This window comes from Phytoactinopolyspora alkaliphila (genome assembly GCF_010550695.1).
Classification (GTDB): Bacteria; Actinomycetota; Actinomycetes; order Jiangellales; family Jiangellaceae; genus Phytoactinopolyspora; species Phytoactinopolyspora alkaliphila.
In genome coordinates this window covers 1-13,657 of sequence record NZ_JAAGOB010000019.1, presented here as the reverse complement: position 1 = coordinate 13,657, position 13,657 = coordinate 1, and the positions used below count along the sequence as shown (strand labels likewise).

Genomic DNA, 13,657 nt, shown 5'->3' with positions numbered 1-13,657 from the left:
TGCTACCCGGACGGCACGGAACCTGTTCATGCCGGTGAGGCCTTGTGGTAACGATTCCGGCACGGCGGCCATCCGCCGCTCCGACCATCGGCCGCCGTGCGCGTCCAGCATGTTCATGCCGGCCGGTGATTGAGCATTCCGCGGTTCAGGTCTACGGTTTCATCATCAACATCGGGGATGGGCAGCCGCAGTCCCCATGATCATCAACGTTTGGCCGCGTCATTGGCTCGGTCGAACGTCGATGATCATGGGGATGGCTGGGTTGCCAGTTCCCGGTAGATCCGCACCAGCTGGTCGGCGGTGCCGTCTTCGTCCGGCCACTGCCGCGACCGGAGCCGGGCCCGTTCCGCGAGTTCCGTCCGCAGCCCGGGATCATCGAGCAGGCGGGTCACAGCCGCCGCCACGGCTCCGGGGTCGGCCGCCGGAACCAATAGCGCATCCTCGCCGACCAGCTCAGGAAGCCCACCCACGGCCGTAGCCACCACCGGAACACCGGCGCGCATCGCCTCCTGCACGACCAGGGCCCTTGCCTCCCAGCGAGACGTGATCACGTAGACATCGGCAGCGTTGAGCAGCTCCGGCACATCGTCACGGTGCCCCAGGAAACGCACGTCGATCCGCGCATTGTCCGCGTCTCGGCGCAGCCGGTCCATCTCCGGGCCGTCACCGGCCACGACGACGAGCGGTTGCCGCTCACGCGTGGCCCAGCGGGCGACGGCCGCCAGGAGAGTCTCGTAGTCCTTCTGCGGGGCCAGCCTGCCCACGGCGAGAACAACCGGACGATCGGCTGCGCCGAGCTCGGCCCGCATCTCGGCACGGCTACGGGACGGAGGCGGCATCGCGGGAGCCGCCACCGGCGCCAGCCTGGCGTCGTCGGCACCCAGTGCGGCAGCACGCTCGACCAGGTCCGCCGACGCTCCCAGAGTGACGTCCGCGCGGCGCGCGGCGAGGCGCTCCAGTCCCACGAGCAATGCTCGCCGGGGCGGGCTGCCAAGCACGGCGTTGTGCCACGTGGCGACCAGCGGCGTGCGCCCGGCGCGGCGGCGGCCCAGAGCGAGCCCGGCCAACGCGGCGGCCCGGAAGCCGTGCGCATGCACCACATCCGCATCCCGGAGCAGGCGACGCAGCGCTCGGACCGCGCGCATGTCGTGGCGTGGCCGCGGCCGGGTGAGAATCTCCACAGCACTGAACCTGACCGGCGTATGCACCGGCGCGCTCCCCGACGCGGGTGCCGTGAACCCGAAGTTCTCTCCGGTCACCGCAGGTGCGACGACGTGCGGCTCGACGCCACGCGCCTCCAGCCGGTCGACGAGCGACCGGACGTGGCGACCGATTCCACCACTGCTCGTCGACAGCACGATGGCAACCCGAACTCGCTCCGTCATCACACCTCCACACCCGTTCTCGCGTCATCCGCCCCATACAGCGCTTCTGCGCCGGCGACCGTCTGTCCGCCCTGCCCCGCGGTCCCAGAGGCACGCAGACGTCATCTTCTCAGCACTGCGCTCAGCGCCTGCCGATCGGTCGCGACGACCACCGCTCCGGTCACCACGAACGCGACAGCCGCGCCGGCCACCCCGGACAACACCACCGCCCGGCCGCCCTCATCCGGCATCACGCTCGCCACCCACCAGCCGGAAGCCGCACCCGCGCCACCCGCCACGACGACGCTGACGAGCGTGCGCCCCACGCCGAGCAACGCGGCGCGCCCGGAGTCGGCCACCACCGCGCGGAGCAGCAGGCCGCCTGCCACCGTCAGCCCCAGCGTGTGCGCCGCACCCAGCGCGGCTGTGACCCGTTCCTCGTCGACGGCCCCGGCCAGCACCACCGCGGCGAGGAGCACCAGCAGCCAGCCGCTCGCCATCGCCGTCGCCGCCACTCGTCCCTGGCCCCGGGCGAACAGCGCTCTGCCCAGGAGAGCCACGAGTCCGTAACCGAGCAGGCCCGGTGCGAACGCCAGCAGCGCCCACGCCATCCGGTCGACGCCGACGTCACCCCGGTCCAGGAGGCCGAAGAAGCGGGCCACCGGCCACGCGGTGGCGATCAGCATCGCTGCCCCCACGGCGGACGCGGTCAGGACCGCACGAGTCGATCGTGCCAGGGTGCGGGCGTAGGCCCCGGGATCGCTCTCTGCATGCATGGTCAACCGCGGAAACGCGGCGGTGGCTATGGGCACCGCCAGGACCGCGTACGGCAGCAGGTAGACCATCCAGCTGTTCAGGAACGTCACGGCGCCGCCGGTGCCCGCATGCTCGTTCGACATCAGATACGACGTGAGGTATGCCAGTTGCTGCGCGGCGAGCGTGGCGATCCCGGCTCCGGCCAGGCCGGCCGCGCGGCGCGCCACCCCGGGCGGGAAGGTGAGCGTCGGACTCAGGCCGGTAGCCCGGATCAGCATCGGGACCAGCGTGGTCATCGCAAGCAGCATGACGCCGACGGTGGTGCCGCCGGCCAGGATGAGCTCGGAACGGCGGTCCAGGGAGGAGAGGTCGTTACGGTCACCACCGCGGAACGCGTACGCGAAGGTTACGAACGTCGCGGCGACCACCATGCTGGACACCACCGGTGCGAGGGCCGCCGCCAGGAAGCGCCGGTGTGCCTGCAGGACTCCTGCCGTCACGACCGCGATGCCGTACAAAGGTATCTGGGGCAGGAAGAGCAGCAACATCGTCCGCCCGACCTCGACGCCCTCGGCGCCGCCGCGTCCGCGCAGCATCACCTCCGCGATGGGACCGGCGAGCGCCGCGCCAAGCAGAGCCACGGGCACGAGCACGATCAGCGTCCACCCGAGCAGCGCGGAGGCCGTCTGGCGCACGTAGGCGGTGTCACCCCGGCTCGCGGCAGAGGCGATCAGGGGAACGACCACGCTCGCGAGGGCACCTCCCGCGACGATCTCGAATACGACGTTCGGCAGCGCGTTGACGGTCGCGTAGATCTCGCCCAGCACGGTCTGCCCGACCGCGTACTGGAAGACCAGCTGGCGGCCGAAGCCCACGACGCGGGCGAGCACGCTGATCGCCGCGATCAGTGCCGCGCCTCCGGCGATGCCCGCCGTGACACCGGCGGCGACCCGCCGCGCGCTCACACCACTCCCCTGGCGCTCAGGCGCGACGGCCGAGCTGGTCGAGGTCGCGAAGGATCGGCGTGTTCTCGATCACCTTGGTGAAGCTGACCTTCTCACTCGCCAGAGTCAGCGCCGTGACCACGAACAGATGAGCTAGGCGTGCCCTCCTGCCCTCGCGGGCCACCATGGCCAGCCCGAGAAGGCCGCCAAGTGTGTTGGCTCCCGCGTCTCCGAGCATGGTCCGCTCACCGAGATCGTCCGGGAGGGTGGCGGCCAGTGCGGCCAGCGTGGCCGCGCCGACGGGTGCGGCCGGCCCGCGCAGAACCAGCGGACTGTGCATGAGGGCGGCCTTGCCCGCGCGTCCCGGCCGAAGGTCCAGGAGGTTCAACAGATTGGCGTGTCCGGCTACGGCAGCACCGCCGACCACGGCGTCAAACGGATTGTCACTCACCAGAGCCGCCCCGGCCAGGCCGCTCACCCCGATCACTCCGACCTTGACCGCGCCGCTGGTCAGGTTCCCGTCGCGAAGCGCGCTGAGATGACCGCGAAGTCCCTTGCTCGAGGAGTCCCCGGCGAGGTCGTCATAGAGTCCGACCGCGGCGATGGCAAGCGCACTGCCCACACCGGCCGTTCGCGCCGCACGGCTGAGTCCTGGCGCCAGCGCGATACCGGCCGCCGCGCCGGCAGCCATGGCCGGCCCGGCGACCAAGGAGACGGTCTCCCCGTGGAAGTTCGTCCGCAACCAGCCCGCCGACAAGGGGTCGTCACGGTCAGGCTGAGACTGATGGCCGGCATGAGGCTGCTCGCTGAACGGATCGGGCTCCCCGAGCTCCTGGCGGCCCTCAGGTTGGCGAGTCTGCACCGGCGGGGTGATCCAGGTCGCGCCGACACGCGGCGGGCGATCCGACCACCGCCTCGTCAGGGCCCACGTGACGGCTCCGGCCGCCGCGGCGGCGACGGCCGCGCCCACGGTTCGGCTCGCGCCCATCACTCGTCACCGCCCTCGTCACCGGTGTCACCGTCACCCTGGTCACCGTCTCCTGGGTCACCGTCTCCTGGGTCACCGTCTCCTGGGTCACCGTCACCGGCGTCACCGCCCTCGTCGGTTCCGTCCGTCTCGTCGGTGGGCGCCGCCGTGTCGGGAACCGGCGGCAGCGCGCTGTCCGAGCCGCCACCGATGCCGTAATGCCCGGCTTCGCCTCGCTGCTGCTCCGTGAGGGCGAAGACGATCGCCACCCGGCCGCTGGGCTGGTCGGCGACGTCAACGGAGGAAACCTGTTCCGCGACGTCGGATCCCCTCAACGCGCCGATCAGTCCGCCGTCGACGCTGCTGAGCGGCCCGGCGAGCACGACCCCGCCGCTGGCCCCACGCAGTTGACCCATCAGGGTGACAAGACGGGCGAGCCGCTCCTCGCCGTCGTCTCCGGAGACGGCGCCGGCCACGATCACGGCTAGCGACGGCGCAGTGGACGTGTCCTGCTCCAACTGCACCAGGTCGGCTTCTTCGAACGCCGTCACGACGGTGGTGTTCACGGTGTCCGCCGCCTCGTCCGGCATGCCGTTCTCCGCCGGCTCGCTCAGCAACGCCGATGCCAGGACTGTGGCGCCCCGGTCGAAGCCGTTGCCCGCACCGAGTTCGGTGCCTGTCGACACGAGCTCCGTGGCGAGCTGGTCGAGCACAGGCTCGGAATCCGGGTCGGTCCAGCTTGGCTGGATCCGGACCGTCAGCTCGGCCTGCGCTCCAGAGCGCTCCATGCCTTCCCGGACGGCGCCGATCAGCTCGTCGTCCGCGCCAGGCATGGCGATGATGGCGACACGCGCGCCGTCGAGCTGGTCGGAGACGAGCCGGGGCGTCACCTCCTGGAGGAATACCTCCTGGTAGGCGTTCTCCTCGGCGGCGGAGTCCAGCTGCTCGTGCAGCCGGCGGTTCTCCTCGCGCAGCTGGGAGGTCTGCTCGGTCAGGGTGTCGTCGATCGTCTCGCTCAACGGCCCGGCGCCCAGGACGATGCCTGCCGCCAGCGCGAAAAAGATGGCGATGATCGAGACGAGGTGATATCGGAAGTCGATCACTCTAGAACAGTCCTCGAAGCCAGTAATAGAAACGGTCCCACCACGAGCCGATGATGTCGAGGTAGGCCTGCCCGGTGGGCGTTGAAAAAAGTGCGGCCGCCACGGCCGCGGCGCCGGCGATGACGAGCAACCACATCAGCGACGTCGAAACCCGACTGTGGTAAAGCCTGCTCACGCCCTTGGCGTCGACCAGTTTGCCTCCCACGCGAAGGCGGGTGAGGAACGTGCTCGCCATGCCGGATCGGCCCTTGTCCAGGAACTCCATGAGCGTGGCGTGGGTACCCACCGCCACGATCAGTTCAGCACCCTTGTGATCGGCGAGCAGCATCGCGACGTCCTCGCTGGTGCCGGCGGCCGGGAACGGCACCCCGGAGAGGCCCATGCGCTCCAGCCGGCCCGCGCCTGGCGCGCGCCCGTCCCGATAGGCGTGGACCACCAGCTCGGCACCGCTGCTCAGCGCGTTGTCCGACACCGAGTCCATGTCGCCGACGATCATGTCGGGAGTCAGGCCCACCTCGAGCAGCGCGTCTGCGCCACCGTCGACGCCGACCAGCAGCGGGCGGTATTCGCGGATATACGGGCGCAGTGCGACGAGGTCTTCCTTGTAGTCGTAACCGCGGACGACGATCAGCACGTGCCGGCCCTCGAACGCCGTGCGCACGTCGGGGACGCCGATGCCGTCAAGGAGCAGCTCCCGCTCGCGCTTGAGGTACTCCATGGTGTTGGCAGCGAACGCCTCGAGCTGAGCCGACAGGCCCTCCCGGGCGCTGTGCATGAGCTTGGCCAGGCTCTCGTCGGTGTGCTTGGTTCCTTGCCCCACGGCAATGCTCTTGTCCGCGGTGTCGCGGTAGATCGTGTCGCCGTCGACCCTCAGGACCTCGCCCTCGCGCACTTGACTGAACAGATCCGGGCCGACGTCATCGATGAGCGGGATGCCGGCCTCGACGATGATCTCCGGTCCGAGGTTCGGGTACCGGCCGCTCACGGAGGGGCGCACGTTGATCACGGCACCCGCTTCGCAGGCGACGAGAGCCTCCGCGCTCACCCGGTCGATGTCGAGATGGTCGATGATGGCGATCTCGCCGGGCTTGAGCCGCTTGGTGATGTTCTTCGTCCGATGGTCAAGCCGGACGACGCCGGTGACACCAGGCAGACCCTCAGACCTGCGTCGGCGCAGCATTGGCATCCTCACTGGCTGTATCCTGCCATGCGTCCCCCGCCGTCCGCCGACCGCCCTTTGCTGGCGGCCGCCGCGGCGAGCAACTCCTCGGCATGCGCCCGCGCCGAGGCGGAGTCCTCTTGCCCCGCGAGCATCCGGGAAAGTTCACGTATCCGGGCCTGGTCATCGAGGTTCTGCACGTCGCTACTGGTCACGCTTCCGTTGTCGGACTTGACAACCGTCAGGTGCCGATCGGCGAATGCCGCCACCTGCGGAAGATGGGTGACGACAAGAACCTGCGCATGCCGGGCCAGTGCGGCAAGCCGGCGGCCGACCTCTACGGCGGCTTTGCCGCCGACGCCCGCGTCGACCTCGTCGAACACGAACGTGGGCACTGGGTCGGCGCCCGCGAACACCACCTCGATGGCGAGCATCAGCCGGGACAGCTCGCCTCCGGATGCGCCCTTCTCCAGCGACCTGGGTTTGGCGCTCTGGTGCGCGCTGAACAAGATCTCGATGTCGTCGGCGCCGTGCGGTCCGAGCTCTGCACGTGGCCGTACCTCGACGACGACCCGGGCGTGCGGCATCGCCAAAGCGGTGAGCTCGACGCTGACAGCCTCGCTGAACCGCTGGGCGGCCTCGGTGCGCGCCTTGGTGATGGTGGCCGCCAGCTGGTCGAGTTCGGCCCGCAGTGAGTCTCGTTCCTCCCGCAACGCCACAACGCGCTCGTCGTCGCCGTCGAGCTCCAGAAGCCGGCGCGACCCTTGCTCAGCCCAGGCCAGGACCGCATCGATCTCGCCGACCGCGCCCTCGCCGGGGCCGTCGTCCGCGCCGGTCTCGGCGGTGAGCGCAGCCGGATCGGCGTACTTGCGGATCAGATCGGTCAGCGCCGCCCGGCGGTCTTGCACCTCTGCCAGGCGAGCGGGGTCGGTCTCCAGGCCGCTGGCATACGAGGCGAGATCCGCGGCGACATCTCCGAGCAGGTACGACGCCTCGGCGAGCCGGTCTGCGAGCGCGGCCAGCCGCTGGTCGTGTCCGCGTTCAGGCTCGAGCACGTGCCGTGCGGAGCCGAGCAAGGTCAGTGCATCCACCTGGTCGGGGCCGGTCTCGTCCACCGACAGGTACCCGTGGGCCGTCTCCGCGGCGGTCCGGAGCGCGTCCGCGTAGGCGAGCCGGTCCTCTTCCGAACGCAGCGTCACATCTTCGCCGGGCTGCGGATCGACACGCTCGATCTCGTTCAGCCCGAACCGGAGCAGGTCGGCTTCCTGAGCGCGCTCCCGTGCCCGGGTGGTCACCTCGGTGAGCTCGGCGTCCACGGCTCGCAACCGGTCGTAGCGTGCCCCGTACTCGGCCAGCGGCTCCGCCACGGCGGCGCCAGCGAACCGGTCCAGCGAGGTGCGCTGCCGAGATGAACGCAGCAGGCGCTGCTGGTCACTCTGGCCGTGCACCGCGACCATCTCCTCCGCGAGGTCCACCAGGACACTCACCGGCGCGCTTCGGCCCCCGACGTAGGCTCGCGACCGCCCGCCGGCGAGCACCGTGCGGCTCAGAAGCAGCTCGTCGTCCTCCAGCTCGGCACCGGCTTCGACGGCGCGGGTCACCGCGGGACTGCCGGCATCCACCCGGAGACGACCCTCCACGACGGCGCGTTCGACGCCCGCGCGGACGGCGCCGCCGTCGGGCTTGCCACCCATGAGCAACCCCAGGCCCGTGAGCACCATGGTCTTGCCGGCGCCAGTCTCTCCGGTGACGACCGTCAAACCGGGTCCAAGCTCTAGCTGGGCGTCGTCGATGACGCCCAGCCCACGGATCCGGATCTCTTGAAGCACGACAATCCAGCCTAGCCCACCACACCACCGCTCGCGGGTTGCCGCGCGGGCGTGGCGTCAGCGCTCGTCCCGCGGAGCCTCGTCCCTGCGTCCGCGCCAGCCCTCCACCGGCAGCGCGAACTTCGCCACCAGGCGGTCGGTGAAGGGCGCCTCATGCAGTCGCGCCAACCGCACCGGCCACTCCCCTCGCCGGACCTCGACGCGGGAGCCGGCGGGCAGCTCCACGGCGCGCCGGCCGTCACACCACAACACCGCGCCCGTCGACCTCGGCTGAAGCGTGACCGCCAGCTCGGATGCCGGAGACACCACGAGTGGCCGGGAGAACAACGCGTGCGCGCTGATCGGCACCATCAGCAGCGCTTCCAGGTCAGGCCAGACGATCGGGCCGCCGGCGCTGAAGGCGTAGGCCGTGGAGCCCGTGGGGGTGGCCATCACCACTCCGTCGCAACCCCAGCGCGACAACGCCCGCCCGTCGACCTCGGCGACCACGTCGAGCATCCGTTCCCTGGTGCCCTTCTCGATGCTGGCCTCGTTCAGTGCCCAGCCGCGGGCGAGCACCGAGCCGTTGTGCCGGACGGTGACGTCCACTGTCATCCGCTGCTCAACCACATACTGCCGGGAGACCACGCGGTCGACGGTGTAGCTCAGCGCGTCACGCTCGGACTCGGCCAGGAAGCCCACGTGTCCCAGGTTGACCCCCAGGATCGGTGTGGCCGACGGGCGGGCCACCTCCGCGCCGCGCAGGATGGTGCCGTCGCCGCCGAGTACCACCACCAGCTCGCATCCGTCGGCGGAATCGGCTCCCTGAGCCACCACGTCCACGAGCTCGAGCGGGAGGTCCGGCATCTCGGCCGACTCGTCGGCCATCACCCGCACGCCGATGTCCTGTTCGGTGAAACGCTGGACCGCCTCCTTGGCGACCAGCCGCGCCTCTTCGCGTCCCGGGTGAGTGACGATGAGAACGGTGCGGTCACCCCTGGTGGTCCGGCTCATTGCGGCCCTTCCTCGACGGCGCGCCGTATGGTCGCCGGATCCGGCGCGGGTGCACCGGCCCGGAGCCACAGAAAGTACTCCACGTTCCCCGAAGGCCCGGGCAGCGGGCTCGCCGTGACTCCGGCGCATCCGAGGCCGATCTCGGCCGCCGACGCCGCCACGGCGTGGACAGCCTCCGCCCGAAGCCCGGGCTCCCGGACGACGCCGCCCTTGCCGACCCGGTCCTTGCCGACCTCGAACTGTGGTTTGACCATGAGCACGAAGTCGGCGCCGTCAGCGGCGATCTCACGTAGTGCCGGCAGGACAAGCCGCAACGAGATGAAGGACAGGTCGCCGACGACCAGGTCGGCAGGGGCGTCCATCATGTCCGGCGTGAGATCGCGCACGTTGGTTCGATCATGAACCTGCACCCGTGGGTCCGAGCGCAGGGACCACGCGAGCTGGCCGTAGCCGACGTCGACCGCCACCACGCCTGCCGCGCCGCGCCGGAGCAGGACGTCGGTGAAACCGCCGGTGGACGCCCCCGCATCGAGGCACCACCGCCCCGAGACGGCCAGGCCATGCGCGGCGAACACGTCGAGCGCGCCGGCGAGCTTGTGCCCACCCCGCGACACGTAGTCCTCCCCGGTCGGTGCCTCCACCACAACCAGCGCGACGGCCGGGTCGACCGACGTGGCCGGCTTGGTGGCGGTCATTCCGGCGATACGTACTCGTCCGTCGGCGACGAGTGTGGCGGCGTGCTCGCGCGAGCGGGCCAGCTTGCGTCGAACCAGTTCGGCGTCGAGACGCCGGCGAGGGGCCACCGGTTCAGCCCTGACCTTCGCCGAGCTGCTCGTCCACCGGCTCGTCAGCCAACCGGTCACGCAAAGCCTGGTGCACGTTCTCGATCACGGCCGCGTGGCGGTGAACCGGTTGCGACTCGAGCCCGTTCAGCGTGCTCAACGCTTCATCGACTGCGGAGTCACCGGTGCCGCCGGCGTCGGCGGTGGCTCCGGCCGTGGCCGATGGCTGATGGTTCATTCCAGGACCCGCATGGGTGGACTCCTCCTGCATGGCTCCACGGTATTACGTCCGCATCGCTCTGCGCCCGGTGATCGATACCGTGGAACGACCATGGGCCGGGACCGGACGGTCACTCGATGCCCGCGTCGCGAAGTGCCCTGTAGACCGAATCCGGATCCACGGGTTGCGGCGACGGCCACACCGCCCCACACAACGCACGCACGGCGTCCAGGCCGTCGACCTCGTCGGAGGCGGTGCCGGCCGGCTCGCGACCGTCGCCTGGGGACCGTTGCAGCCGTGCCACACCCCCATCGACCGCAGCGGACCAAGCGCCGCGCCGGGTACTCCCCGCGCGCACCAGCAACGACGCGCCCGGTAGGTGCAACGCCCGCAGATCCTCGCCGAGGTACATCGGACGGGCTTGCGCGGGCGCGAGTACCGCATCCGCCGCCGTCGCCACACCAGTGAACACCAGCAGGCTGTCCGCGCCCGCCCGGGCCGCGCCCTCGATATCGGTGTCGAGCCGGTCACCGACGACGATCGGGCGGACGGCGCCGCTGCGTAGCATGGCTTCCCGGTGCATCGGCGGCTCCGGTTTGCCCGCGACAACCGGTTCCCGTCCGGTGGCCGCGCGGATGACCTCGATCAGGGCACCGTTGCCGGGGGCGATGCCGCGCTGCGTGGGGATGGTCCGGTCCGCGTTGCTCGCGATCCATGGCAAGCCCTGTGCCACAGCGTAGGAACCTTCGGCGAGAGCACGCCAATCCACCTGCGGTGCGAACCCCTGGACCACCGCCTCCGGCGCGTCCGTAGCCGACGAGACCGGCACCAGGCCCTTCTCGTCCAGCGCCGATCGAAGGCCGTCGCCACCGACCACCAGAACCCTGGCACCCGGCCGCAGGCGTTCGGCCAGCAGCCGCGCCGCCGCCTGAGCGGACGTGACGACCTCGCCGTCGAACGCCTCGATGCCGAGCTCGGTCAGGTGCGCGGCGACCGCCTCGGGCGCCCGCGAGGCGTTGTTGGTGACGAACGCCAGCCGCATGCCCTCTTCACGAGCGGCCAACAGCGCCTCCGGCGCATGGTGCACGGCGCTGGCGCCGATGTACACGACGCCGTCGAGGTCCAGCAGCGCGACGTCATACACGTGCGCCAGTACCCGGGTGTCGATCTCGTCTTCGGTCGGCGTCGGCACAGTCACGCGTCCATTCTCCCCGCAGTCCCTAGCTGCTCGCGACGGGGCTCGCCTCGGATGCCGTGCCCAGTTCTCCCGGCGCACCTCGCGCCAGGCGGACAGCCGTGTCCACCTCGATCTCATAGCGACTGCGCGGCCCGTCGCCCGTTCGCCAGAATCGCCGCCTGAGCGCGCCCGTCACCTCGACGACGTCGTCGGGAAGCCACATCCGCAACTGCCGGCGCATCGGCTGGCCCCACGCCGAACACACCAGCGTGTCCACCGGCGCTCGGCGACCCCTCCCCGCCGGGAACGGCGGCCGCTCGACGACCAGGCGGGCCGTCACCACCTCGTCTCCGCTGGGCAGGACCGACACGCTCGGCTCGGCCGCCACCCTCCCCACCAGCCTGATCTCATTGCGATGCTCGATCACTCGCCGCGGCCCACTCATGGCTCACTCCTCGATAGACGTCACGTGGTTCCCACGCGTTCTATCGTTCAGCAAGCTGACCCCGTTCCGGCCTCGTCAACTCAAGTATGTGGACAACAGCAAGGGCCAAGTTCGCCTTGTGGATCAGGCCAGCGACGAGGCTGCGCGCACCGGCTCGTGGTGGCTGTGAGCCAGCGCCCCGCGACCCGCGTCGGGCTATATGCACAGACCGGCTCAGCCGGATACGCCGGCTCGTTCCGCGGCGTCGGTCTCGCCGTCCACGTCGGCCTCGGCTGCCCGGGCAAACCAGCGCTGCGCTTCCTTATCGCGTCCCGCCGCCTCCAAGGCGTCCGCGAACGCGTAGCGCAGACGTACTACCCATTCCTCGTGCCCGCTCGCCCTGAGTTCGGGAACCTGGAGCAAGGCGGCCGCGGCCGAATGCTCCCCGAGGTCGCGGCGCGCCCCCGCGGCGACGATCAGCATCTCGATGCGGCTCGCGGTGTCCAGGCCGGTCACCGCGGGATCCGCCGACAGGTCCAAGGCGCGCAATGGCCGCCCCAGGCCCCGCTCGCAGTCGGCCATCATCGGCAAGTACTCCGCGGAGCCCGTCATACGCCGGGCGGCGCGCAGCTCCGAGAGCGCCTCGGCGTAACGCTCCGCCCGGTACGCTGCGATCCCGGCCGCCTCGCGCACCACCCCGATCCGATTCGCCCGCCGGCGCGCCGCCAGGGTATGCGCGAACGCGGCCTCCGGATCCTCGTCGAGCAACCGGCCCGCCATCACCAGGTGCCGGGCCACAGCGTTGGCCGCACCACCGGACAGACCGCTCAGCTCGGAGCGAATCATCTCATCGAGATCTGCGGCGGTCACATCCTCATCGATCGGGGGGTCCTCGACCACCGGCCCACGATCCGCGCGTCCGGCGTCACGATCCGGCCTGCTGGTACGTTCGCCACCGGGGCGACGCGACGGCGGACCCGAACGAGGACCGCCGCGGTCTTCTACTGGCCGCCGGCTCCGCGAATCCGGGCGGTCACCCGGTTCGCTCCGTCCTCCCGACGTGCGCCGCTCTCCGCCGTCCCCGCGCCGCCGGTCACCCGCGCCGTCGTTCCTCCGCGGACCCTTGCCGCCGGGCCGGCCGGCAGAGTCATCACGCCGACGCGGCCCTGGTCCCTGACGCCGGTCGTCACCGTCTCGCGGCGAACGGTTGCCTGTGCCGCCTCGCGGGGCGGACCCTCCGGCACCGCCGCCGCGGGCACCTCCACGGTCGCCGGAGCCGTCACGAGTTTGCCCTTGGCCTCCTGGGCTACGGCGATCATCACGCCTGCCACGCCGCTCGTCCTGGCGGCCGCGCTCGTCCCGGCCGCCGCCGGCGAGGCGCGGGCGCTGGCCCTTGCCGTCAGGCTTCCCGCGCTCACCTTTGAATGGCTTTCGGCTACCGGAGCCGGGACGATCCTGTCGGCGGGAAGCGTCCTTACGGTCTGGCTTCCTCGCGCCGGCTGCATCCGAACCTCGGCTCTTCGCGTCCTCACCGCCGTTGTCAACCGACTCGTCCGGACGCTCGTCGCCTCGCTCCGCCATACAGCCACTCTCCCTCTCCGGCCGTGTTCCGTCACACCATTCTGGCTGGTGGTGGAAATGAACCGAGGGCCGCCCCCTGGTTGTGGGGGTGGCCCTCGGTTGTGTGGTGTGTGTCCGGCGGTGTCCTACTCTCCCACCCCGTCTCCGGGGCAGTACCATCGGCGCTGAAGGGCTTAGCTTCCGGGTTCGGAATGGGACCGGGCGTTTCCCGCTTCGCTGTGACCGCCGGAACGTTATGGGAATTGTCAATACGTGTGTACCCGCCACACACGCCCCTGGCCGTGCACCCCCGCCTTGTGTGGTGGGGTGTGGGTGGGTGTGTGTGGGGTGTCCGGACCGTATTCCGGGAACCGTATAG

Annotated in this window: 13 protein-coding genes and 1 rRNA gene; all 14 read right to left on the bottom strand. The window is 70.7% G+C overall.

The features are described 5' to 3' along the window. Window positions 1–245: 245 nt before the first annotated feature. The 14 genes from G1H11_RS23840 to rrf all read right to left on the bottom strand — a co-directional run bounded on the left by G1H11_RS23840 (window position 246) and on the right by rrf (window position 13,529). On the bottom strand, window positions 246–1,385 hold the full coding sequence (locus G1H11_RS23840; RefSeq protein WP_163821129.1) for a glycosyltransferase family 4 protein: 1,140 nt from the start codon (window positions 1,383–1,385) through the stop codon (window positions 246–248). Window positions 1,386–1,486: 101 nt separating this feature from the next. Then, window positions 1,487–3,085: a lipid II flippase MurJ gene (gene murJ / locus G1H11_RS23835; protein WP_163821128.1), complete on the bottom strand. Its 1,599-nt coding sequence runs from the start codon at window positions 3,083–3,085 to the stop codon at window positions 1,487–1,489. A gap of 16 nt (window positions 3,086–3,101) precedes the next feature. Then, complete coding sequence (locus G1H11_RS23830; protein WP_163821127.1) at window positions 3,102–4,052, bottom strand: hypothetical protein; 951 nt, start codon at window positions 4,050–4,052, stop codon at window positions 3,102–3,104. Beyond that, entirely contained in the window at window positions 4,052–5,134 is a 1,083-nt protein-coding gene (locus G1H11_RS23825; RefSeq protein WP_163821126.1) for a copper transporter, read from the bottom strand. Before G1H11_RS23825 ends, G1H11_RS23830 begins: the two co-directional genes overlap by 1 nt. A gap of 1 nt (window position 5,135) precedes the next feature. Continuing rightward, on the bottom strand, window positions 5,136–6,326 hold the full coding sequence (gene steA, locus G1H11_RS23820; RefSeq protein WP_163821125.1) for a putative cytokinetic ring protein SteA: 1,191 nt from the start codon (window positions 6,324–6,326) through the stop codon (window positions 5,136–5,138). Then, window positions 6,323–8,122 carry a DNA repair protein RecN gene (locus G1H11_RS23815; RefSeq protein WP_425501275.1) on the bottom strand — a complete coding sequence of 600 codons (1,800 nt, stop codon included), beginning with the start codon at window positions 8,120–8,122 and terminating at the stop codon, window positions 6,323–6,325. The genes steA and G1H11_RS23815 overlap by 4 nt, the downstream gene beginning before the upstream one ends. 57 nt (window positions 8,123–8,179) lie before the next feature. Then, complete coding sequence (locus tag G1H11_RS23810; protein WP_163821124.1) at window positions 8,180–9,115, bottom strand: NAD kinase; 936 nt, start codon at window positions 9,113–9,115, stop codon at window positions 8,180–8,182. Next, on the bottom strand, window positions 9,112–9,918 hold the full coding sequence (locus G1H11_RS23805) for a TlyA family rRNA (cytidine-2'-O)-methyltransferase (protein WP_163821123.1): 807 nt from the start codon (window positions 9,916–9,918) through the stop codon (window positions 9,112–9,114). The genes G1H11_RS23810 and G1H11_RS23805 overlap by 4 nt, the downstream gene beginning before the upstream one ends. A gap of 4 nt (window positions 9,919–9,922) precedes the next feature. Beyond that, window positions 9,923–10,168, bottom strand: coding sequence for a hypothetical protein (locus tag G1H11_RS23800; RefSeq protein WP_216844089.1), 246 nt, complete (start codon window positions 10,166–10,168; stop codon window positions 9,923–9,925). A 79-nt stretch (window positions 10,169–10,247) separates the two neighbouring features. After that, window positions 10,248–11,315: an HAD-IIA family hydrolase gene (locus tag G1H11_RS23795; protein WP_216844088.1), complete on the bottom strand. Its 1,068-nt coding sequence runs from the start codon at window positions 11,313–11,315 to the stop codon at window positions 10,248–10,250. A 22-nt stretch (window positions 11,316–11,337) separates the two neighbouring features. Further along, window positions 11,338–11,739, bottom strand: a complete 402-nt coding sequence (locus tag G1H11_RS23790; protein WP_163821121.1) for a single-stranded DNA-binding protein — start codon at window positions 11,737–11,739, stop codon at window positions 11,338–11,340. 213 nt (window positions 11,740–11,952) lie between these two features. Continuing rightward, complete coding sequence (locus G1H11_RS23785) at window positions 11,953–12,618, bottom strand: hypothetical protein (RefSeq protein WP_163821120.1); 666 nt, start codon at window positions 12,616–12,618, stop codon at window positions 11,953–11,955. Window positions 12,619–12,719: 101 nt separating this feature from the next. Continuing rightward, on the bottom strand, window positions 12,720–13,136 hold the full coding sequence (locus G1H11_RS23780; RefSeq protein WP_163821119.1) for a hypothetical protein: 417 nt from the start codon (window positions 13,134–13,136) through the stop codon (window positions 12,720–12,722). Window positions 13,137–13,411: 275 nt separating this feature from the next. Continuing rightward, a 5S ribosomal RNA gene (gene rrf / locus G1H11_RS23775) occupies window positions 13,412–13,529 on the bottom strand. Window positions 13,530–13,657 lie beyond the last annotated feature (128 nt).

Bases quoted from the DNA above. Each gene is read 5' to 3' on its own strand.
- G1H11_RS23840 (WP_163821129.1), bottom strand. From the start codon at position 1,385: ATGACGGAGCGAGTTCGGGTTGCCATCGTGCTGTCGACGAGCAGTGGT.
- G1H11_RS23830 (WP_163821127.1), bottom strand. From the start codon at position 4,052: ATGGGCGCGAGCCGAACCGTGGGCGCGGCCGTCGCCGCCGCGGCGGCC.
- G1H11_RS23800 (WP_216844089.1), bottom strand. From the start codon at position 10,168: ATGCAGGAGGAGTCCACCCATGCGGGTCCTGGAATGAACCATCAGCCA.
- G1H11_RS23810 (WP_163821124.1), bottom strand. From the start codon at position 9,115: ATGAGCCGGACCACCAGGGGTGACCGCACCGTTCTCATCGTCACTCAC.
- G1H11_RS23790 (WP_163821121.1), bottom strand. From the start codon at position 11,739: ATGAGTGGGCCGCGGCGAGTGATCGAGCATCGCAATGAGATCAGGCTG.